This window comes from Clostridium sp. K04 (assembly GCF_019734375.1).
Classification (GTDB): domain Bacteria; phylum Bacillota; class Clostridia; order Clostridiales; family Clostridiaceae; genus Clostridium; species Clostridium saudiense.
On the sequence record NZ_JAASHD010000045.1, the window covers coordinates 1 to 23707 of the forward strand.

The 23707-nt window shown below is 26.1% G+C and carries 21 protein-coding genes; 3 read left to right on the forward strand and 18 right to left on the reverse strand.

Annotated elements, in window-relative coordinates; genetic code table 11:
* Positions 1-231 precede the first annotated feature (231 nt).
* From HCG70_RS14950 to HCG70_RS14965, 4 genes are all read right to left on the reverse strand, one after another.
* Positions 232-627 carry a hypothetical protein gene (locus HCG70_RS14950; RefSeq protein ID WP_221697931.1) on the reverse strand — a complete coding sequence of 132 codons (396 nt, stop codon included), beginning with the start codon at positions 625-627 and terminating at the stop codon, positions 232-234.
* 144 nt (positions 628-771) lie between these two features.
* A complete protein-coding gene (gene pnuC / locus HCG70_RS14955) occupies positions 772-1485 on the reverse strand; it encodes a nicotinamide riboside transporter PnuC (RefSeq protein ID WP_221697932.1) in 714 nt (237 codons plus the stop codon).
* Between the two features lie 17 nt (positions 1486-1502).
* Positions 1503-2504, reverse strand: a complete 1002-nt coding sequence (locus tag HCG70_RS14960) for a PfkB family carbohydrate kinase (protein ID WP_221697933.1) — start codon at positions 2502-2504, stop codon at positions 1503-1505.
* The gene (locus tag HCG70_RS14965; protein WP_221697934.1) at positions 2501-3496 is read right to left on the reverse strand and encodes an ADP-ribosylglycohydrolase family protein; all 996 of its coding nucleotides are present in this window, start codon (positions 3494-3496) and stop codon (positions 2501-2503) included. Before HCG70_RS14965 ends, HCG70_RS14960 begins: the two co-directional genes overlap by 4 nt.
* Positions 3497-3771: 275 nt before the next feature.
* On the opposite strand from HCG70_RS14965, the gene HCG70_RS14970 reads away from it, so the two are divergent.
* Positions 3772-5139, forward strand: a complete 1368-nt coding sequence (locus HCG70_RS14970; RefSeq protein WP_055277864.1) for an MFS transporter — start codon at positions 3772-3774, stop codon at positions 5137-5139.
* A gap of 184 nt (positions 5140-5323) precedes the next feature.
* Here the strand turns inward: HCG70_RS14970 and HCG70_RS14975 are convergent, their stop codons facing one another.
* Positions 5324-6160, reverse strand: a complete 837-nt coding sequence (locus HCG70_RS14975) for an AraC family transcriptional regulator (protein ID WP_221697935.1) — start codon at positions 6158-6160, stop codon at positions 5324-5326.
* Between the two features lie 262 nt (positions 6161-6422).
* Between HCG70_RS14975 and HCG70_RS14980 the strand changes: the two genes are divergently transcribed.
* Positions 6423-9440: a glycoside hydrolase family 2 TIM barrel-domain containing protein gene (locus HCG70_RS14980; protein WP_221697936.1), complete on the forward strand. Its 3018-nt coding sequence runs from the start codon at positions 6423-6425 to the stop codon at positions 9438-9440.
* A gap of 107 nt (positions 9441-9547) precedes the next feature.
* Here HCG70_RS14980 and HCG70_RS17560 read toward each other — a convergent pair whose 3' ends face one another.
* The 7 genes from HCG70_RS17560 to HCG70_RS15010 all read right to left on the reverse strand — a co-directional run bounded on the left by HCG70_RS17560 (position 9548) and on the right by HCG70_RS15010 (position 17101).
* Positions 9548-10033, reverse strand: a complete 486-nt coding sequence (locus tag HCG70_RS17560; protein ID WP_260457840.1) for a polysaccharide biosynthesis C-terminal domain-containing protein — start codon at positions 10031-10033, stop codon at positions 9548-9550.
* 15 nt (positions 10034-10048) lie between these two features.
* Entirely contained in the window at positions 10049-11077 is a 1029-nt protein-coding gene (locus tag HCG70_RS14985) for an oligosaccharide flippase family protein (RefSeq protein WP_260457841.1), read from the reverse strand.
* 20 nt (positions 11078-11097) lie between these two features.
* Complete coding sequence (locus tag HCG70_RS14990; RefSeq protein WP_221697937.1) at positions 11098-12234, reverse strand: polysaccharide pyruvyl transferase family protein; 1137 nt, start codon at positions 12232-12234, stop codon at positions 11098-11100.
* 26 nt (positions 12235-12260) lie between these two features.
* Entirely contained in the window at positions 12261-13430 is a 1170-nt protein-coding gene (locus tag HCG70_RS14995) for a glycosyltransferase family 4 protein (RefSeq protein ID WP_196049038.1), read from the reverse strand.
* Entirely contained in the window at positions 13427-14536 is a 1110-nt protein-coding gene (locus HCG70_RS15000; protein WP_221697938.1) for a glycosyltransferase, read from the reverse strand. The genes HCG70_RS14995 and HCG70_RS15000 overlap by 4 nt, the downstream gene beginning before the upstream one ends.
* Before the next feature lie 92 nt (positions 14537-14628).
* The gene (locus tag HCG70_RS15005) at positions 14629-15870 is read right to left on the reverse strand and encodes a hypothetical protein (protein ID WP_221697939.1); all 1242 of its coding nucleotides are present in this window, start codon (positions 15868-15870) and stop codon (positions 14629-14631) included.
* Positions 15871-16012: 142 nt separating this feature from the next.
* Entirely contained in the window at positions 16013-17101 is a 1089-nt protein-coding gene (locus HCG70_RS15010) for a glycosyltransferase family 4 protein (protein WP_221697940.1), read from the reverse strand.
* A 123-nt stretch (positions 17102-17224) separates the two neighbouring features.
* On the opposite strand from HCG70_RS15010, the gene HCG70_RS15015 reads away from it, so the two are divergent.
* Positions 17225-18247 carry an IS6 family transposase gene (locus HCG70_RS15015; RefSeq protein WP_221697941.1) on the forward strand — a complete coding sequence of 341 codons (1023 nt, stop codon included), beginning with the start codon at positions 17225-17227 and terminating at the stop codon, positions 18245-18247.
* A gap of 158 nt (positions 18248-18405) precedes the next feature.
* Here HCG70_RS15015 and pssE read toward each other — a convergent pair whose 3' ends face one another.
* From pssE to HCG70_RS15045, 6 genes are all read right to left on the reverse strand, one after another.
* The gene (pssE, locus tag HCG70_RS15020) at positions 18406-18882 is read right to left on the reverse strand and encodes a PssE/Cps14G family polysaccharide biosynthesis glycosyltransferase (protein WP_221697942.1); all 477 of its coding nucleotides are present in this window, start codon (positions 18880-18882) and stop codon (positions 18406-18408) included.
* Positions 18879-19337 carry a PssD/Cps14F family polysaccharide biosynthesis glycosyltransferase gene (pssD, locus tag HCG70_RS15025; RefSeq protein ID WP_221697943.1) on the reverse strand — a complete coding sequence of 153 codons (459 nt, stop codon included), beginning with the start codon at positions 19335-19337 and terminating at the stop codon, positions 18879-18881. Before pssD ends, pssE begins: the two co-directional genes overlap by 4 nt.
* A 30-nt stretch (positions 19338-19367) precedes the next feature.
* Positions 19368-20534, reverse strand: a complete 1167-nt coding sequence (locus HCG70_RS15030) for a nucleotide sugar dehydrogenase (protein ID WP_221697944.1) — start codon at positions 20532-20534, stop codon at positions 19368-19370.
* Positions 20535-20553: 19 nt separating this feature from the next.
* Positions 20554-21210 (reverse strand): sugar transferase, encoded by a 657-nt coding sequence (locus HCG70_RS15035; protein ID WP_221697945.1) that lies wholly within the window; start codon positions 21208-21210, stop codon positions 20554-20556.
* Between the two features lie 62 nt (positions 21211-21272).
* A complete protein-coding gene (locus HCG70_RS15040) occupies positions 21273-21926 on the reverse strand; it encodes a CpsD/CapB family tyrosine-protein kinase (RefSeq protein ID WP_221697946.1) in 654 nt (217 codons plus the stop codon).
* A 12-nt stretch (positions 21927-21938) separates the two neighbouring features.
* The gene (locus HCG70_RS15045) at positions 21939-22619 is read right to left on the reverse strand and encodes a YveK family protein (protein WP_221697947.1); all 681 of its coding nucleotides are present in this window, start codon (positions 22617-22619) and stop codon (positions 21939-21941) included.
* Positions 22620-23707 lie beyond the last annotated feature (1088 nt).

Genomic DNA, 23707 nt, shown 5'->3' on the forward strand with positions numbered 1-23707 from the left:
AAGCTTCAGCTTCATTAACTATTTTTTACTTTGTGGATAACCGCACTTGAAAAACATTAAGTTTTTCAGTGCCCTCTAAAATATTAGTGTCTTTTTATTAGTAAAAAAAGGACCTATAAAAAATATTTTTCTATTCTCCAAAAAACTATCGAATAAATAATAATGAACATAAATGATAATTTTTTATATTTATTTATAAACTTACATAACCTCGAATTAGGAGTAATAGCACTAAAAAGTATCACTACTCTTAATAGCGATATTGTCATACTTAATATAATTACTTATTACAAATTTATAATTAAAGAATGTTGTATAGTCAAATTGTCCTAATATTACAGTTAAGCTTAATGACACATATACTAATAATAAAGTAAACATAATTTGATCATTTGTTTTCTTATATAATATTAAACAAATTACTATTGATATAATGGCCATTAATGTATTAATCACCTTAATAAACGTAGCTACAGAATATACATATCCAACACTATTATTACGGTTAAACACCTTAAGTAAATAAAATAAAACTATTGTAACTGCCATTATAAAAATAAACTCTCTGACTTTATTTGATTTTATCTTTAGTGCATTTTTCTCTATCTCTTTTATACTCATCCTCATATTTATCACCTTTGATAATCCATTGTTTTTTTGAATACTATTTACAATTATACTACTATATTGCTCATTTCAAGCTTTTTTACAATTTTTACATAATTTTAACATTACAAAAATATTCTTCAAAATAAAAAAAAGAAACAAGCATTAGCTTGCCTCTGTAAAGTTTTTTACTTTTAAATTAGTTTGTCCCGCGATTTTCTTCCAATTATAATAACCATATAAAGAATTCAATAAATTAGTAAGCTTCATAACTATTATAATAAGTGCACTCTTATCACCAGATGCATATACCATTATCCACATTACTATTGATAAAGCATTTACCCCAACCCACATTAACCATTGCTCAGAAAATCTCATTAAATAAAGAATACTAGCTACAACAGAAACCACAGTTGTTAAAGAATCCATAAATGCTAAATTTCCACCTAATAGATTTAATACCCTAGCATATAAGAATACACAGACTAATGTACCAGCAAAAGATAATACTATTAACTTACCAGACATAACCTTAAAACGTATTGTCCCATCATCATCTTTATTTTTATTCCATAAATATATAGCTATGGCACTAACAGGAATACTAAATAACATATTATACATTACTTCTCCATAAAGCTTTACTCCCATACATTGATATGAATATAATAAACAATTAATAATTGCAAAATATAATCCTGCTATCTTTCCTTTTGCACCTAAAACTAAATTAAGACTACCAGTTAAAGTTAATGCTAATAAAAATGGTGTATCTCCATTTAAGTACCAAATAACCGTCATAATTGTACATACTGTTATTAGCCATAACTTTTCAAACATCGTCCAATCTGTGAAATAATTTTTAATTTTATCCATAATAATAGTCCCCCTCTTTATACTTTAAATTTATCAAAACATTCTTTACTAAGCTTTGCCCCTTGTATTTGCACTACTTCTGCTGCTACCTTATTTGCTAATTTACATACAGACACAAAATCATATCCAATATTATTTTCTAAACAATCTATCTGTGAGCCATCTAAAAAAATATCCCTTGAATCCTTGGAATTAAGATTACTTGAATCCACTAAATAAACCTCCTTATACACCCCTAAAGAATATGCTGAAATAATTGCACCAATATGACTATCACCAGCCCCTATTGTATCTACAACATTCACACTTTCACCCTCTATATTCACAATTTCTTGTCCATCATAAAATACTGTACCTCGTTCACCAACTGTTATAAATACAATATTTTTAGTTAATTCATATAAAGATAAAATGCTATCATCCACATTATCCTTTTTAGTAAAATCCAAAGCTTCCTTTTCATTAAGATGTAATATTGGATTAGTTGAAAATATCTTTTTCATTGTATTTTTATCTATATCATTAATAACTGGACCTGGTGCAAAAAATATATTCTTACTCTTTTGCTCTATTAACCAATTTGCTATTATGTCATCCTTATCTTCACAAAGCTGATACCCAGCTATATATATATTTTCATATTCACTCATATTTAAGCTATTAAACCATTCTTTTTTATGAAGCCCTTCAATGCCCTTAACAGTAATAAATGTTCTTTCACCATCATCTTCTACTAAACATAAACAATATCCATTGTCCATTTCTGAATCACTTATTAAAACATCATATCCATCTTCACTTAATCTTTTTCTTATTATATCTGCATACATTCCAGAGCCTATTGGCACAAATAAATCATGATCCACATTAAAGCCTCTCAATATATTTGCAACATTATAAGCACATCCACCTACAGTTAATTTTCTTTCAGTACATAAAACATCCTCACCACTTTTAGGTAGCTTAGGTATTTTCATAATAATATCTACTATGGCAGCTCCAAGTACTAAAGTTTTCACTTAATGCAACTCCTTCCTTCCATTAAGATAGAAATATATCTATCAAAATCAACATCATTTGCTTCGTTTAAGACTTCAATATACTCTTTCTTTATAGAATTTATTCCCTTAAAAGCTCCACAAATTGCAGTTGCCATTGCTCCAATAGTATCAGTATCTCCAGCTAAATTTGCACAAAGCACCGCACATTTATTAGGGTCTTGTGCATAATAAGCTATAGAAATTGCAGATGGAACAGACTCGCTAATATTTACACCAGCTCCAACTATGTCATATAGTTTTTCTAAAAATAAATCTTCATCATCCTTATATTTATTAGCTAAATAAATACCTAATTTTATTCTTTCAGTTAATGATGGACTAAATGTTTCTGCACCTAACTTTCTAGCAATAGGCTCCATTTCAAAAACATCTTTTATAACAGCTTCAAAGTCAGTATTTTCAATAGCTGAACTAACAGCTACTGCTATCATCGCCGCTCCTGCAATTGATATATCACTAGTGTGAGTTACTTCTGAAACTCCATAAACAAAGTTAGCTATCCTTTCTTTATCAGCAGCATTAAAAAGACATCCTATTGGTGCAATTCTCATAGCTGATCCATTTGATAAAGCCTTATCTGTAACTGCTTTTGAATCTATCCCATCTCTAAAATTAGCTAATGCAACCTTTGAAGTAGGTCCTAAAATATTATTTTCAAATGCCTTTTCTTTTTCAGCCCATTTTAAAAGTCTTTCTGCAATATCTTTAGAATTAGGTTTAAAGTTTGTACTATTTAATGAATCTACTAAAACAAGTGCTTGTCCTGTATCATCTGTAAATTGTCCTCTTTTATAATTGCAAGCTACACTATTTTCTTTAGGTCCATCTAACAAGCTTTCAATCTTTCCAAAATATTTTCTTACTTTTTCTCTTCCCCATAGTTCTGAAGGCATTCCCATGGAATCCCCTAGTGCCATTCCATATATAGCTCCTGCAATTTTATTTCTCACTATTATCACTCCTGTATCCGCCACCTTTATTAAATTTATATCCAATTATGTAACATTTCTTTTGTTTCAATTGTATATACACTTGTATTGTTGTGTCAATATATAATTAATCTTTTTAATTAGGAAATATAAATCAATATTTTAGAAACTTAATGCTATATTATTAAACTAAAAATTTTGTAATAATATATATGAAAACTGAGAAATCGATTTCTATTCAATGTTTAATTAAACAGGTATCTAAGGATATTATTAAGAAATATAGAGGTGAGAGTGTGAATACGCTAATAGATAATAAAAAAATTGATAAAAATGATAATGTTTCTATAAAGACTTTACTTACTTATAGTTCAGGAAGCTTAGGCAATAATATAATATATTCATTAATTAGTTCCTACCTTCTAATTTTTTTAACTGATAATTTTGGAGTAGGTGCAGCTGCTGTAGGTACATTATTTTTAGTAGCAAGAATTATAGATGCTATAACAGATCCTATCATGGGGGTTATAGTTGATAATACAAACACTAAACTTGGTAAAAGTAGACCTTATTTATTTATAGTTCCTATTTTTGTTGGACTTGCAACAATAATGTGCTTTTCATCACCAAACTTAACTTATAGTAATAAAATTATCTGGATATATGTAGCATATATCTTCTGGGGAATATCTTTTACTGCTATGGACATACCATATTGGTCACTATCTGCAAATCTTACAAGATCCTCTGAAGGAAAAACTAAGATTGTTACATCTGCAAGAACAGTTGCATATGTTGGTGGATTTATAATTTCTACACTTACTATTCCACTTGTATCAATTCTTAAAAACTGGACAACAGTAGCAATAATTTATGTTTGTTTTGCAACCATACTTACTTGGATTACAGCTTTAGGAACTAAAGAAATTAGTAGCACTTCTACTAAAAAAGAAAAACAAGGCTTTAAACAATTTATAGAATTATTAAAGACAAATAAACCTTTAAGAATAGTATTATTATCAATGCTAGTACTAGAATTAAGTGGCTCAATAAAAAATACAATATCTATATATTATATTAAATATAACTTTAATTCAGAAATGATGATTCCTGTTGTAACTTCAATTACTTTAGTAGCAAGTATATTAGGGGGATTAATATCTCCATATTTAACAAAAAAACTTGGAAAAAGAAATACAGCTCTTTTAGGATTATTAGTTGGTGCTACTGGATCACTTTTAATATTTTTACTATCATATTCTTCTTTATATGCAATGATAGCTATAAATTTCATATGTGGAATTTTTGATGGAGCTGGATATATTACCTTAACTTCAATGGTTACTGACTGTGTTGAATATGGTGAGTGGAAAACAGGAAAAAGATCAGAAGGTATGATATTTTCCCTAAATATCTTTAAAAGTAAAATTTCAAATGCAATTGGAGGTTCTTTATGTGGATACATTCTAGCGTATATTGGCTATAAAGCAAATTCTACTCAATCTACATTCACATTAAATGGAATACACATAATTCAAACTTTGGTTCCATGTATAATTATAATAACAAGCTTCTTATTATTAAGAAAATACAATTTATCAGAAGCAGAATATGATGCAATAGTTGATGATTTAAAACATGGAATTACAAGATTGAGTAACTAAATAGAATTAAAAAAGTATATTAAAATAAATTTTTATACTCACTATATTAAAAGGAGTATTTAGGTTGAATTCATCAATTCAATTTAAATACTCCTTCTTATATTTATATTTTTTATTTTCTAAACAACTCGTAAACATTTAAAATTAACTTTAAAATTTAAAGTAATCATCAAATCATTTATAACTATTTATTATCACTCGTTTGATTATTTCTATAATTCAATGGCGACATTGAAAAATACTTTGAAAATGTTTTTGAAAATAATAAAGAATCACTATATCCAACCTTACTTGCAACTTCCCCTATAGGAATCCTAGTGTTTTTTAATAATAAGGTTGCTTTATACATCCTAAGATTTATAAGATATTTCTGTGGAGAAACTTTAAGGTTTTTCATAAACATTTTATATAAATAACTTCTGCTTAAGTTAACATGCTCAGCAATATCATTAACAGTTATACTATTCATATAATTAGAATTAATAAAGTCAATTGCTTCTTGAATATATGTATGTAATTCTTTATCCTTATACTCAAAAGCCTTTGGAAACTCCTCTATAAATGCATATAATAAAGAATAAAGTTCCTTCAATAACAATATATCATCACAGCATGAAGGATTATAAGTTTTTGATATTTCACACATATTTGATATTATGCATGGAATTTTTGAGTCTTCTTTACACGTAGCAGCATAAGAATCAATTATAGATGTCCTATTTAAATATTCATTAGCATTTGAACCACTAAAACCTATCCAATAATATTCCCATGGATCATCTATAGATGCTATATATTCAACTTTCATTCCTTTCAATAATATAAATACATCACCCTGTTTTAGGTTGTATACCTTATCATTAAATTTAAATGTACCATTTCCCTTACTTATATAATGTATAACTGCATTTTTTAACACTTCATATTTATAGCCAAAGCCTGGAATGCCTTGCTCTATCCCACACTCATCTACATTCATTTCAAAATTTTCTTTAGTATATTTTTTCCATAGTATTTGCATATATACCTCCCAAACCTATAAAACTAATTGATTTTATATTAAGTCTTTTCTCAATCTCATTTATAAAAGTTTAATAAGGCCCCTATTATTAACCACAAAATTATAATGGAAACATTATACCATATTTTAGAACCTTATAACTATTTCAAAAGATTAATCTGGATATTAATATTAAATTACAAGAAAAAATACTTAAAAAAATACTTATATATAATTATGATTCATTATACCATAATTAAATTAAATATATTAGGAGGGAAATATGCCACTATTAAATGAATACCACGAAAATCTTTATAAGCTGCATGTAAATATGATGCAAAGAAGAAGTTACTATGTTCCATTTATTGATACTGATGAAGCTATTAATATTAAAGATAGAAATAAGCAAACTAGCTTTTTTTCACTTAATGGAAAATGGCAATTTAATTATTTCAATAGCCTACAATTAATTAAAGACTTTAATAATATTAGCGAAATTAATCTTTCAGATTCAATTGATGTGCCATCTGTTTGGCAAATGAATGGCTATGATTATAACCAATATACAAATGTTAAATATCCTATTCCTTATAATCCACCTTTTGTACCTAAGGATAATCCATGTGCAATTTATAAAAAGGAATTTGATTTTAAAATAAATTCTGAATCACATGATTATCATATAAACTTTGAAGGAGTAGATTCATGTTTTTATTTTTGGATAAATGATATGTTTGTTGGCTATAGTCAAATATCTCATAGCATATCTGAATTTGATATTACAAACTTCTTAGTTGATGGTAAAAATACTATTACAGTATTAGTTTTAAAATGGTGTGATGGCACTTATTTTGAAGACCAAGACAAATTTAGAATGTCAGGTATTTTTAGAGATGTATATATACTAACAAGATCAAAGTCAAGAATTGTTGATTATAAGATTACTCCTAGTGTAAACGTATCATCTAAAAAAGGAAAATTAAATCTTAAAATTCTTTCAACTATTGGTAATCCACATATTAAATATACTTTATTAAATCCAGATAATACTATAATTTCTTCTGGAGACATAAATGATAATAACTTACAAATAGATATTACTGATGTAGAACTTTGGGATGCTGAGTCACCTAATTTATATACATTACTAATAGAAACAGAAAATGAAGTTATAAAAGAAAAAATAGGAATGAGAGAAATCAAAATAGAAAATTCAATTTTAAAGATTAATGATACTCCTATAAAATTGAAAGGTGTTAATCACCATGATTCTGATCCAGTTAAAGGATATGCCGTTACTTATGATGACTTGCTTTGTGATTTAAAATTAATGAAAGAATGTAACATTAATTCTATAAGAACATCTCATTATCCTAAATCTCCAATCTTTTATGAATTATGCGATGAATATGGATTTTATGTTATGAATGAAGCTGATATTGAAACTCATGGAGTTGTTGAATTATATGGAGCTGGATATTTAGATAATTATAATATGATAGCTGATGATAAAACTTATGAAAATGCTATTGTAGATAGAATTGACTCTTCTATAGTTCCTTTTAAAAATAGATCTTGCATTTTTATGTGGTCACTTGGAAACGAATCAGGCTTTGGAATCAACTTTGAAAGTGGAGCTAAACATGCTAGAAAATTAGATTCTTCACGTCCATTACATTATGAAGGTGCATTTTACGCTAATAAAGAAAGAAAAAATGATTTTTCTAACCTTGATGTTATTAGTAGAATGTATCCAAGCATAGATGAAATTAAAGATTACTTTGAAAAAGGTATAGACAAGCCATTAATATTATGTGAATATGCACATGCAATGGGTAATGGCCCTGGTGGATTAAATGAGTATGATGAACTTATTCAAAATCATGATGAATTTGCAGGTGCCTATGTTTGGGAATGGTGTGATCATGCTCTACTTATGAAAGAATATAAAGATGGTAAAAAAGCATATGGATATGGTGGAGATTTTGGAGAAGTAAATCATGATGGAAACTTCTGTGTTGATGGTTTAGTTTATCCTGATAGAACTCCTCATACAGGATTATTAGAATTTAAAAATGTTAACAGACCTGTAAGAGCGTTAGAATTAGACCAAACTAATAAAAAAGTCAAACTAAAAAATATGCTTGATTTTAAAAATATCAATGACTTCTTAGATATTACTTATAAAGTGTATTTAGATGGTTGTTTACTTTCATCTAATAAATTAATATTAGAAAGCCTAAAAGCAAAAGAAGAAAAATGGTATGACTTAAATATATCAAATTTACCAAAGGGAATAGTTACTATACTATTTGAATACAGTGTAAAATATAATAATTCACTTTATGAAAAAGATACAATTTTAGGCCATGATCAATTTATTATAAAAAATAATGCTGAAAACATATCATCTATAACTAAATTAACAAAAATTAATGATAACTGTGAAAAGTTTTATATAGAAGCAACACTTAACAAAATTAAAATTACAAATTCAGATTTTAATTTTATATATAATAAAAATACCGCTTCCTTTGACTTTATCGAATCATTAGGAGAAGTATTTATAGATACTCCTATGGATTTCATTATTTGGAGAGCACCTACAGATAATGATAGAAAAATAAAAAATGATTGGATTGAAGCAGGTTTTGATCAAATTACAACACATGTATATAATAATGAAATTAAGACATATTCAAACAAAGTTGAAATAATTAGTTCCTTATGCTTGATTCCTCCATATAGAGAAAAGGTTCTTGATCTTACAGTAACTTGGAGCATTTACCCATATGGTTTAATTAAATGTGATGTTAAGGCTAATAAAAATATGAAAACACCTTACTTGCCACGTTTTGGAGTACAATTAAAATTAAATAAATCATATGAACATGTAAGTTACTTTGGCTTTGGCCCATATGAAAATTATATAGATAAAAATTCATCATGCTATTTAGGCAGATTTAATTCTACTGTTTCTGAAATGCATGAAGATTATATAAAGCCTCAGGAAAATGGAAGTCATCATTTCTGTAGAGAGGTTTCTATTAGTAATACTAAGAAGACAATTTATGTTTTATCTGAAAATGATTTTGCTTTTAATGCTTCACATTTTTCTGTTAATCAGTTAACTAATACTGACCATAATTTTGAATTAAATAAGGAGGATTTAACTTATTTAATTATTGATTATAAGCAAAGTGGTATTGGCTCAAATAGCTGTGGTCCTAATTTACCTGATGAATATAGATTTAATGAAAGTGAATTTTCGTATAATTTTTATTTAAAATTTTTATAATGCTAATCTTTTATCTATGTACTATATATCCCCATAAAAAGAGTCAAGCTTTAAAGCTTGACTCCTCTTCTTAAGTTGTGATTTACTTTACTACATTCTTATTTTTATCAATTTATTCCATTATTAATTTTTCTTAATTTAATTTTATCAATAAATTTATATATTATATCTTTCTCATATTTATTAAAAGTAAACTTCCAACAGATACCAAAATATATTATACTAAATACTATTCCAAATAATCCTATTGTAATATAATTATTAGGTCTTAGTAATACTTTCACACCATATCCTATAATAGATATTCCAAGTATTGATGGAACCATTTTTAATATTTCTTTCCAATAATATCCCATATCTAAATTCAACTTATATTTATAATACAAATTATTTAAAATTGCATTAAGTAACATACCTACACACGTAGCTATTGCACAACCTATACTTCCCCAAATTCTTACTAAATATAATGTTAAAATAAGGTTTAAAAAAGATACTCCAATATATATTAGTGATTTAACTTTATGTTTATTCATAGCTTCTAACATAGTGGCAAATAACGTTTGAATAATTGATATAAATTGTGGTGCCATTACTAATAAAGCTATTTAATATGACCATCCATATTCTGGTCCTGTCCATCTCATAATAAACTCTTTACCAACAAGTATAAAACCACATAAAATAAACGATGCTATGTAAAATTGTATTCTCGATATCTTTATAAGAATTTTCATTAATTCAGATTTATCACTATTAACTACAGTTATTTTAGTTAATTTAGGTAAGAACATGCTACTAATTACATTTGAAAATGAATTAAAATATGTATTAAACTGCAATCCTATAGTATAAATAGCTATAGAAGTTGAACTAACAAACATACCTAATACAAATTGATCTGTGCTCCAATAAATTCTATATGCTAATGATGATAACAATATAAAGAATGAGAATTTAAATATTTCTGCATATAAAGACTTATCAAATCCTTTAAATATCATTTTTACCTTTAAAACTTTGAAACAATAAATTATATTAACAAATCCTAATATGATATTAAATATAGTAGATCCAATTAACATTCCTAATGCTCTATAGCCAAATAATAATATCATAACCATTATTAATGGATTAAAAATTGTTCTTATAAATGTTATAGCTTTTATAAATACAAATTTCTCATGCGCCATTATTATTCCGTTAAATACATTAAAAGGAAAAGAAAATACCAAATTAAATAATGCAACAGCAAACATAGCTTTTACTTGTTGTATCTCAGTTATAGATAACCCCTTAGAAAATATACTACCTAAACTCCTATATACTACAATACCTATAATTAATCCAACTATAGAAATTAAACAATATAAAGAAAGAAACATCCCATTTACTTTCTTTAATCCTTCCTCATCATTTTCAGCCATGTATTTAGAATTATATCTAATAATAGCATTTCCTAATCCCATATCTAACAAATATATATATGAAATTATTGTATTAACTAAAGAAAATAAACCATATTCAGAATTCCCTAATTTAGATAACATAAATGGTGTATAAAAAATTGAAATAACATTTCCTGCAAATAACGTAATATAGGAAATTATCGTTGCAAATTTGAGATTATTTTTCATAATTCACCCCCACTGATTGCTTATTTTAATATGGTATCTAACATATATTTAAGATGATTATTTGCTTCTTCATTCATTTCTAAAGCTTTATTTTCATATACTTCTTTTAACTCATCATTTTTATTTATAAACTGCTGAAGTTTTTCTAACGAATCATTTATATTATCATTATAATCAACAGAATATTCATTTAAGTTAAGTATCTTATAACACTCTTTTCCTTTTACTTCATATGATATATTAAATGCAGGAATACCTGACATAATAGTTAATATGCACATATGTAATCTTGTACCTACAACAAATCTAAAGCCCTTAATATATTCTCTTAATTGCTCTAATGAGTAGTACTTATTATTAACTTCTACTGATGCTTGATATTTCTCATCTAATTCATCTTTTATTTGTTGTGCTATTTTAGAATCATCTATGTAATTACTTAATCCTTGACAAGTTGATATAAACTCAACCTTATATCCATTATCTATGCACTTATAAACCATGCCTTTTATTAAATCTATATATTTACTTCTACTTCTTCCATCATGTGCCCATTCTCTCACAGATATTGCTACTTTATTACTATCACTATTTTTATGTTCTGGTAAATCTAATAAAAATGCAGCATCATTAGTTTTATATACATTATCATATTTTTTAACATTATTATATGAAACTTCATCTCTTACCATAAATAAATCAAAACTTTTAATATATTTATCTAATATATCCACATCATAATTATTTAATGGACCTACTGATTGTGAGTACATTACTAACTTAGTATTGTACTTTTCTTTTATTAAATTCATACAATACAATTTTTCTTCAAACCCATAATATGAGTTAATATATCCTCCTGGTGCCGAAATAATTGCATCTATATCTTTATATTGTTTATTATTTAATACTTTAAATTTAATTAATTTTTTTCTAAAGCTAGGAAACTTTGAGCAAAATTTTCTTTCTATTTTATTAAAATCATATTCTACTTTTACCCATTTTATATTTGGATACAATTTCTTAACTGTTTCATATCTAGTTGTAGATATTATTACTTCATATCCTTCTTTAACTAACTTATTATATAAACCAAATATTAGGGCTGCATCACCATTATTAGTTGGTACAGCATTTGCAATTAAAATCTTCTTCACTACTAAAGCAACTCCCTTTACTACTTTTAATTCACTATTTCTAGAAACATTTCATTCCATTGTTTTGCTATATTTTCTATATCAAATTCAGTAGATTTATTTATAGCATTTTTACTCATTTCTTCTCTTAAATGTTGTGAATCAGCCATTATTTTCATTGCTTCTGCAAACTTTATAGTGTCATACTTATTAACAAGTAAGCCTTCTTTTTTATCTTCTATTAGCTGTTGTGTTGCTGTTATATCATAAGAAATAATCGGAACTCCCATTTCTAAAGATTCTAATACTATCATAGGCATGCCTTCCCATCTTGATGATAATGTCAATACTGATGAATTCATAAAATAGTTTTTTATATCATTAGTGAAATTATCTATTTTAACTCTTTTTTCTATCCCATATTTATCAATAAGATTTAATATTTTCTCCTTATCTTCACCTTCACCAACTATAACTAGATTCCATTCCTTATCATATTTACAAAACTCATAAAAAGACTCTATTAATAAATCAAATCCCTTTTGATGTTTAAATCTCCCTGCTGCCAAAAATTGCTTTTTATTAACTTTAGATTTATCCTTACTTTTAAAACTTCTTGGATTATACATAACACTACTTTTTATATTTTTTTCTTGTAAAAACATTTTTTGATCATACTCTGTTAAGACCAAATATTTATCCAATCTTGGTATATATTCTTCAAATAATATATCTTGATTCCAATAATATCTCTTTTTATTTTTCATATATGCATCATATGAATTATGTTGCCATCCTATTGTTTTACAATTCAACTTATCTGAAATAATTCCAAGTAAAATACTATATTTACCTTCAACACCTATTACAACATCGTATTTTTTTGAATTTATGTATTCTACAAAGTTTTGTTGTGTTTTTTTATTATAATATTCATTGGTCAATATGCTTACATATCTCTTTTTATTAAGTAAATTTGTTTCTTTATTTATTTTCTTTATTATTCTATTTTTAATGTTTTCATTCCATAAATTAGGTTCTATATTTATTTTTATATTCTCATTTAAGCCATATATTTCTCTATTAACTAAGCTATTATCAGAAGTGCATAATATATCTATTTCATGCTCTTTACTTAATTCATTTGCTAATACAGATACAACTCTTTGCACTCCGCCCAAAGTAAACACAGTGGATGTTATAAAACAAATCTTCATTTTTTCTCCCTATTTATCTTATTAATAATTTTATTCATTTGAGATTCCCAACTTAAGTTTTCTTCTGCGTATTTTCTTATATCATAACAATTATCATTTAAATTATTAAATCTCTCTACAATTTCATCAATATCAATAGGTTCATCATTTTCTGGAACCTTAATCACATATGGTAAACTCATATCTACTAATTTATCATCATACCCTAAAATAACTGGTAAACCCCTAGCTAAAAACTCCTTAGTTTTTATAGGGTCATGCCCTCCTCCAGCTCTAAATAATGCTAATGATGAAACCCCTATATCCATTTGATTAAAAATATTATCTAATGCTTCACCACTTTTGGCGCCTTCAAAATGTATAAAATCATTTAATTGTAATCTATTACTTAGATTAATTAAATTTTCTTTTTCTGCTCCTTCTCCTACAATATGAAATACAACTTTTTTCTTTCCATTTATATTTTTATTATATTTACCTATTCCCGTTATTACCCTATCATAACCGTGCCATTTAGATAGATTAGCTACTGCTACTAATCTTATGATATTATCACTTTTCTTTTTATTAACTACCTTATTTTCTACAATATCAATTCCATTATTTATTTTTATAGTTTCTATACCATATATTTCATCATAATTACTATTTGTAGTAGATATATAGTCAACATATTTTTTTAAATTCTTTCTTACATAAATATTTATAACTTCATAAACTACCTTTTTTATAAAACCATTATTAGTTACATCTAATGGATATGTAGGTATTTCTAATACTATTTTTTTATTATCTTTTTTTAATTTTTTGATTAAATAGTATAGAAATATATCATTTGAATAATATCTTATGTATACGCATTCTTTATCTTTAAATATTTCATTGTAATTTTTAATTAAATACTTATGAAAAAACATATACTTAGGCTTTTTTAATTTTTCTCCTACTACTTTTCCATTTATATTAACCCTATCATTTTCAATGTTAACTAATTCACTTTCAACATTTAATTTATTTAATGCTTTTACTTGTCCTACTATTTTTTTTCCTACCCCAAAAGATTCCGGTTTTTTTGAGTCTACTGCTGCTATATAAATTAATTTCATAATTATTCCCTCTTTTACGTGCTGTAGTTATAATATTTTATAAAGAATTTAATACTAATCTAAGAAAAATGATTTTTCTTTTTACAAAAAAATTATGTACTTAATTTAAGATTCATATTTTCTTTAATATTTATACTTTCCTCATTACTTGTTTTGATTATACTAATAAATATGGCTATTATAATCATTAATGCTACACTCTTATTACTTGAATATATTGGCTCAGCTATACTAGTAATTACTGAATACATTATTAATCCATAACAAGGTAACTTTAATCTTTGACTATATTTCAATTTAAATATTGGATAAAATATTCCCACTAATGTTAATATCATAAGGCCTAAACCTAGCCATCCATTTTCTCCAAGTATCATAGCCCAATATGTATCTGCAATAAATGAAGACTTTTCTGGAGATAATCCCCATACCGTATTAATTCCATAATTAAAATACAATGGAGAATATTTAACTCTTGACATATGTGAACCAAATGTTCCAAATCCACTTCCAATCATAAACTTATCATTTGCAATTTTAATGGCGGTTTTATATAATGCACCTCTTGCTCCATTAAGAAATTCACTTTTAATTCTAGGAATAACTATATATAATGCAAATGGTAATATTACAATATTGTATTTTAATTTAACTTTTTTAAAAACTTTTAAAAAGATCATCATATATATGTAGATAATTAAAAATACTATTGCCTTACTTCTTCCTGCAAATACTATTAATAAAGAGCAACTTAATAATATCTTAATATCACTTTTCTTATTAAGATAAGAATTATAAAATTCAATAATACACAAGCTAATAATTGAAAAAAATGCCAATTCTGTTTGGTGAGAAAATCCTAATGAAATAGTTCTTATCCCAAATCTAATACCAGATTCTTTTAAAAATCCTAAAGGAATATTAATAATTGCCACAAATACAAAAACATATATTACTTTTTTTAATATATTAATAATCCCATCAAAAAAATGTATATCTATTTTATACGTATTTAATATTATTCTAATAGAAAAATACACAAAAAACGCCTTAGTAGTTAATATAATACTAATAAATGCGCTTTTTATATCAATGTAGTTATATTTAAAGTTCCCTATTAATCCAACTATAATAAATAATATTAAACAATTAAAAGCTATTATTTCACTTTTAAACAATTTAATCTTTTTTCTTTTAAAACTAATAATAACAAGCATAGTTATAGGCAATAATACCCCTAATATTTCATCCAGGTATCCTATAGGTTTAAATATATTAATTAACCAATCTTGAAATATTAATATAAAAGTCAATATTTTTAATAAAGCTATCATCTATTCTCCTTTTACTAACTTTACTTTTTATTTACTTAAAATACTTTTTGCATAGTTTCTAAAAATTATTAATTTTATTATGTATACTTTCCCTTTACTACTTATAATTCTTATAAAATATATCTTTTAAGTGCCCTATGTTTTAATATTCTTTTTCTATTAACTTCTTATATTCTTTTTCTACTTTATAAAAATATTTTTCTTCATTAAAATCTTCTTCTATACTTTTTTTACAATTTCCGCTCATTTCATACCACAATTGTTTTTCAGTTATTAACTTTTCTATGTATTGAACTAAACTATTTATATCACCTGGTTTGAAAGTAAAACCTGTCTTATAATTACATACTACTTCACCAATACTCCCTACTTCAGTTGATATTACAGGAATTCCATAACTCATAGCTTCTAAAATGGCCATTGGTAATCCTTCATTATATGATGGCAATACAAACAATTGACTATTTTTTAAAAGTGATTCTTTTAATTCTCCATCAACCCACCCAATCATATCTATAACTGAATTTAAATTATAATCACTTATTTTATTTTCTATTTCTTCTTTTTCTTTACCACTTCCACCAATAGTAAAATTAACATTATATTTTTCTAAAACGCCACTGTCATTTAATATTTTTATGGCTTCAATTAAATCATATATACCTTTTCTTTTTATTAAAACACCTAAAAAAAGTATATTAAAACCATTATCGTTTAAGCCTACTTTATATTTGGGTACAGGTACAGAATTATTAAATATCTTTACATTTGCAGAAGGTTCTATTTCTTGTATAACATTTTTCCACTTTTCACCTAAAACAATTACTAAATCACTTTTTTTTAAAATATCTTTTATCAATTTTTTTAAAATGAAATTACTATTTTTATAAAAAACCTCAAATTCTGATCCATGTAAATGAAGTATTACCTTCTTTTTAAATAATTTTGTTATTAAAACAATTAAATACTTTCTTATAAAGCTTCCTTTATAAGACATATGAATATGAGCTATATCAAAATCATTTTCTATATTCTTTTTTATATAAACTATTAGGCTTTTAAAAAAAAATGTAATCTTCTTAAAATTATTTGTTTCAATGTATGTAGGTAATAATTCTAATTCAATATCTTCAAACTTATAATTATGGAAACTATTTATTACAGTGGTAATTCCACCTTTTACGCTTGAATCAGAACCTATAGTCAAAACTTTAACTTTATTATTTTTCATTATTCCTCCATCATGAAATCTTCGATCTGTTAAGTTATATGAACATTGCTCTTCTCAATTCAAGGAAATACAATAAGTTTGCAATAATAAATAATACCCCCCTTAGAAAAGGAGAGAAGAACAATGAACAAGACTAATATAAAATGCCCACGTTGTCATTCTGATAAACTATATAAGTTTGGTTTCAATAAGCAGGCTAAACAAAAGTATCAATGCAAGCAATGTAAGCGCCAGTTCGCACTTGGCGACGGTGAAGGATTACCTAAAAGAAATTATCCTAGATGTACTAAATGTGGTAAAGGAACATACTTACATCACTCATATAAATATTACAATCGCTACAAATGCAATAACAAAAAGTGTAATCACATAATAGTTAAACATCATACTACAAATATTTATATGGCATCTAGTGAATTAATTACCGGATCCCTTTCTATGAAAGGAATGCGTTTTCCACTACATGTGATATTAACTGCATTAACACTATATTTTTTAAATAATTCATCAACAAGAGCTATTTCTCAATTCTTGATAGTTAACTCTGGTATTAAGGTATCACATGTTACTATAGCAAGTTGGACCAATAAATTTGCACCTTTCTTTAAGCAAAAGGCTGATAAATTTAAAGATAGTCTAAACTTACAATCTGACGATTGGCATGCTGATGAAACAGTAGTATTTATTAATGGTGAAAGATACTATCTATGGTTAGCTATTGATTCTGAAACTAGATTTATTCTAGCATTTCACCTAACTAAATCTAGAAGTTCTGATTCAGCTTATACACTAATAAATGAAGCTAAAAAGTGTGGTGAACCAACTTACTTTATAACCGATAGATTACCTTCGTATAACGAAGCTGCCGCTACGGTATTACCTAATACCAAACACGTTCCTGTATCACCTATGTCTAGTGATACAAATAATAACTTAATTGAGTCATTCAATAAAACTTTTAAAGCTTGGTATAAAGCTAAAAAAGGCTTTAACTCTTTTGAAAAAGCGAATAACTTAATATATTTATTTATCTTTCACTATAATTTTATTAGACCACATAGCTCATTAAATAACTGTACTCCAGCAGAAGTTGCCGGCTTCGCTAGCGATAGCTCAGCTAAAAACTCTTGGTTTTCAGCAGCTTAATTAAACTTAATACCTTTATTTAACCTGCAAAAATTAATTTTATTGCAGGCTTGTTTGCCATACAATAAAATATTCAAACTTATATAATTTTCAAAGAGCGAGCAATTCTATGAAAAATCAAGCTATTTTTTCATATCAGCTTAACAGATTCGAAATCTTTATACTTCTACAAATTTTTCTATAGAACTTATTATATTTAACGTATTAGATTTATAATTTTGAAAACTTGCTTTATCAATATTTAATATTAATTTTTCTAGTTCTCCCTCATGATCTACATACTTAATAAAATTCATTTTTTCGAACTGCTCAACTATCTGTAATTGATGATCATCAACATGTTCACCAAACTTAGCTAATCTAGGAACGGCAATAACTTTCTTTCCTTTTTTAACTGCTCCAATAATAGCACCAGTGCCACCATGAGTAATTACCTTATCACATTTGCTCATAATATCTGCAAACTCATCTCTATCAAGAAATTCCTTATAGCAATAATTTTTAGGTTTATAATCACTATATCCAATTTGAGCAAATACTTCTTCTGTAATCTTACCTTCTTCAACTAATCTATCAATCTCTATTAATAATCTATTAAATTGAAAATTTTGTGATCCTAATGTTACAAAAATCAATATATTCCCCCCCTAAATATAGCATTTGGATAATGCTCTTTCATTTGTTCCCACTGAACATAAAATTGATCTGCAAATTTATAAACTAACTTTCCTGTTAATGTAGGTGAATTCACTTTAGCAAAAGATTCAATAAAAATGATTTTCTTTTTAAAAACCTTGGCAAATATACACATTGGTATAGTTGCTAAAGCTCCCGTAGAAATTACTACATCTGGTCTTTCTTTTATAAATAAATTTAAACTTTTTATAAAATTAAGTGCCATTTTAAAAATAAATGTTTTTTCATGTCTATTAACTTGATTTAAATAATATATTTTTCTATCATCCTCAATTACAGAATATTCCGTCTTTTCTGTAACAATAAAACTTTCATATTTGTCCATAAGAGGCTTTAACATCATTAACTGCTCAAAGTGACCACCTGTTGAAGCTATAAAACAAATCTTATTCATTTTAAATTCCTCACTTAATCTATTTACTAATTAATCTCTATTAAATAAATCTCTAGTATAAACTTTTTCTTCTACATCAAATAATTCCTTTGATAACCTATTTGATACTATAATATCTGACATATTCTTAAACTCATCTAAATCTCTTATAACTTTAGAGTTAAAGAAAGTCTCATCCTTAAGAACTGGTTCATAAACAACTACTTCAATTCCTTTAGCTTTAATTCTCTTCATTATTCCTTGAATAGAAGAAGCTCTAAAATTATCAGAATCAGTTTTCATAGTTAATCTATAAATACCAACAGTCTTAGGATTTTTCTTAATAATTTGATCTGCAATAAAATCCTTTCTTGTTCTATTGGACTCAACTATTGCACTAATAATTTCATTAGGAACATCTTCATAATTAGCTCTTAGTTGCTTAGTATCTTTAGGTAAGCAGTATCCCCCATATCCAAATGAAGGATTATTATAATGAGTTCCTATTCTTGGATCCAATCCTACACCTTCAATTATTTGCTTAGTATTTAAGCCATGCATTTCAGCATAAGTATCTAACTCATTAAAATAAGCAACTCTTAATGCCAAATATGTATTAGAAAAAAGCTTAACTGCTTCTGCTTCAGTACTATCTGTAAATAGCACTGGAATATCTTCTTTTATTGCTCCTTCTTTTAAAAGATTAGCAAACTTTTCAGCTCTTTTACTTTGCTCACCAACTATAATTCTTGAAGGATAAAGGTTATCATATAGTGCCTTTCCTTCTCTTAAGAATTCAGGTGAAAAAATTATATTATCAGTTTCAAACATTTTTCTAACTTTTTTTGTATATCCAACCGGTACTGTAGATTTAATTATCATAGTTGCTTCTGGATTAATAGAAAGTACATTTGCAATTACTGCTTCAACACTTCTTGTATTAAAATAGTTCATTTCTGGATCATAATTAGTTGGTGTTGAAATTATTACAAATTCGGCATCTTTATATGCTTTATAAGCATCTGTAGTTGCAATTAAATTTAACTCTTTATTACTTAAATAATCTTGTATTTCTTTATCAACTATAGGCGATACTTTATCATTAATCATATCTACCTTTTCTTGAATTATATCTACTGCAACTACTTCATTATGTTGAGCTAAAAGAATTGCATTAGATAAACCAACGTACCCTGTTCCTGCTATAGCTATCTTCATCTTTCTTACCTCTTTCACTTTACGATGCATTTTTATCACCAAACAATACTAATACAGTTTTAAATATCAACTTAATATCAATCCAAAGATTTCGTTCATCTACATATTTATTATCAAGCCTCATCCACTCCTCAAAACCAATATTATTTCTTCCACTCACTTGCCAATAACAAGTTAAGCCTGGTTTTACAGTTAGTCTTTTACACATCCAGTTTTCAAATTGAGCAACTTCCTTAGGTAAACTTGGTCTAGGCCCAACTAAACTCATTTCACCTTTAAGAACATTCCAAAGTTGCGGAAGTTCATCTAATGAAGTTTTTCTAATAAACCTTCCAACCTTAGTTACTCTAGGATCATCTTTCATTTTAAACATAGGTCCGTACCTTTCATTTTGCTGTTCTAACTTTTCCTTAAGTTCTTCAGCATTTACTACCATAGACCTAAATTTATACATATCAAATAACTCTCCATTTTTACCAACTCTTTTTTGAGAGAAAAACATAGGACCTTTTGAAGTAAATTTAATTGCGCATGCTACTATTACAATAACCGGACTTAACAAAAGTAATCCACTTATAGCTCCTATAATATCTATTGCTCTTTTACAAATTTCATAAAAGCTTAACTTTGCTTTATTTTCCTTTATATTCTCAAACTCAATTTTAAGTACTTCCACTCATTCCTCCCCCATTTCTCTATAAAATATAAACCCTATAAAACAACTTTATTGATAAAGCATTATTCATTTCCATAGTAATATTGATATTTATTTCTAGTGTTATCTACAGCGTGCAGAATAGTTCCAATAATATTAGCATTAATCTTATTTAACGTATTAATAGTATTTTTAACTTCATCCTTTTTTGTAACACCTGCCCTAACTACAATAAGAGTTCCATCAGTCTTCGTTGATAAAATTTGAGCATCAGCAACCGCTTGCACTGGTGGTGTATCTAAAACAATATAATCAAAATGATCTTTCATTTCCTTTAAAAATGCAGTCATTGCCTTTGAAGCTAGCATTTCCGCTGGATTTGGTGGTACCTTTCCAGCTGTTATGATACTAAGATTTTTATTATAAGAATAAGCTACTTCCGTAACCTTTTTCTTTTGAAGTAAGATATCAGAAATACCATATGTATTAGTAATTCTAAAATTCTTATGAACAGAAGGCTTTCTCATATCACAATCTAATAATAAAACTTTTGCTTCTCCCTCAGCTAAAGTTAATGCTAAATTTCCTGCTGTAGTAGATTTACCTTCTCCTGGATTGGAACTAGTTATTACTATAGTTTTATATTCTTTATCAAAAGAAGAATATTGAATATTAGTTTTTAAAGCTCTATAAGCTTCTGCTGCTACAGACTTTGGACTTTTTTCAACTATAAACATTCATCTTACCTCCTATAAATTTTCAACATCTGGAATAGCTCCAAGTACTGGTATTCCTAAATCTTTTTCAAGCTGATCTTTATTTTTATATGTATTATCTAAATATTCTAATAAGAAAACTAAACCTACGCTTACCATAAGTCCTACTAAAAATGCTATTGCTATATTCATTTTTTTATTTGGACTTACTGGATTTTGTGGCAATTCAACTTCTTCAATAACTCTTACATTACCATTAGGAACAAGTTCCTTTGCAGTTACTATAAATTCATCTGTTACACTTTTTAATACATCCTTAGCTTCATTTGGATCTTTACTTTGATACTTAATTTGAAGAATTTGAGTATTTGATATTGGATTTACAGTCAAAGATTCTACTACATTACGAGCTTCTAATCCGTCATATTTCAATCCACTAATTGCTCTATTAACTAAATCTTTTGTTTTTATGGCTTGAGCATAAGTTTGTAGTAATTGTTGATACATATTGATTTCACTACTGTTATAAGCTGCATTATCATTTTCTTCCTTACCTACAAATACCTTGGTACTTGCTTCATAAACCGGATCAATTACAAAGAAACTTATAATTCCTGATATTATAGTAGCTGTTAAAGTGATTGCTACAATTATTATCCAACGCTTTTTTATTGCCTCAAAAATTTCTGAAATACTGATTACTTGTTCTTCCATTTCATTCATTAAAATTTTCACTCCCTATCATCATGACAACCAATATAAAATCAAAATATATAGTTTCATCAATAATTTGTGATGATACTTTAGTTGTCACAAAATTATAATCTTATAAATTAAAATAATTTTAAATTTATGATACAAAATCCCTCATTTAATTTTTTTCTAAAATTCAATCTCAGGAATAACTCCAACAACAGGAATTCCACTTTGCTCTTCAAGTGCTTTTAAATACTTTTACACCTGCTTCGTATTGTTGTTTAATGAAAAAAACACTAAGTAATATGAAGCTTATTACAATCGTAATTATTGTTTTCCAATTCTTTTTCATTTCTTCTAAATATTCTGTAATATTTACCATTTATCTCCCTGTTTATTAAATTTATCTTAATATTCTTTTTTCAATTAAAATTATATCATAAAATTCGACATTTTAAAGTTAATTTTCTCTTATATTCGACAAATTTGAAAACATATAACTTTCTTTTTTGTGTAATATATTGAATTTTTTATTCCCAATATATCCTTTTTTAAATATTATTAACTTTTTTCATGCTAATCATTTTTATTACATTATTATCATTTCCATATTTCCCACAAAAAAATTTTAATATTATTATATTTCGCATTAAATTTTTAATTTTTTCAATAAATTAGTTGTATATAAATTCTTTCATAGATATTCTATTTAATTCTTCCTATAACTATTGGAAATTATATAATTTAATAAACATAATTTTTTTTAGAATATATGCTCTCCCCCTTAAATAAAAAAATATCTACATTAATATAGATATCCGTACTATATTTAATGTAGATACTTTTTAACTTATATATAAATTTTAATAACCCCATATTTTTATTCTTCTATCAAAGTTATATGCATACATTGATTCATACTCACTTAAAAATATATTCTGTTATAAAATAATAAAACTTCTTACATGATAATATATTAATTTCCATGTAAGAAGCTTAAACTTAACTTAACTTAATTTATTTCTTTTCTTATGACGAATTGTCAAGCTAAGTGCAACACTTAGCTTGTTCTTCGTTAAATGCTTCTAACGGTGTCTTGTATCCAA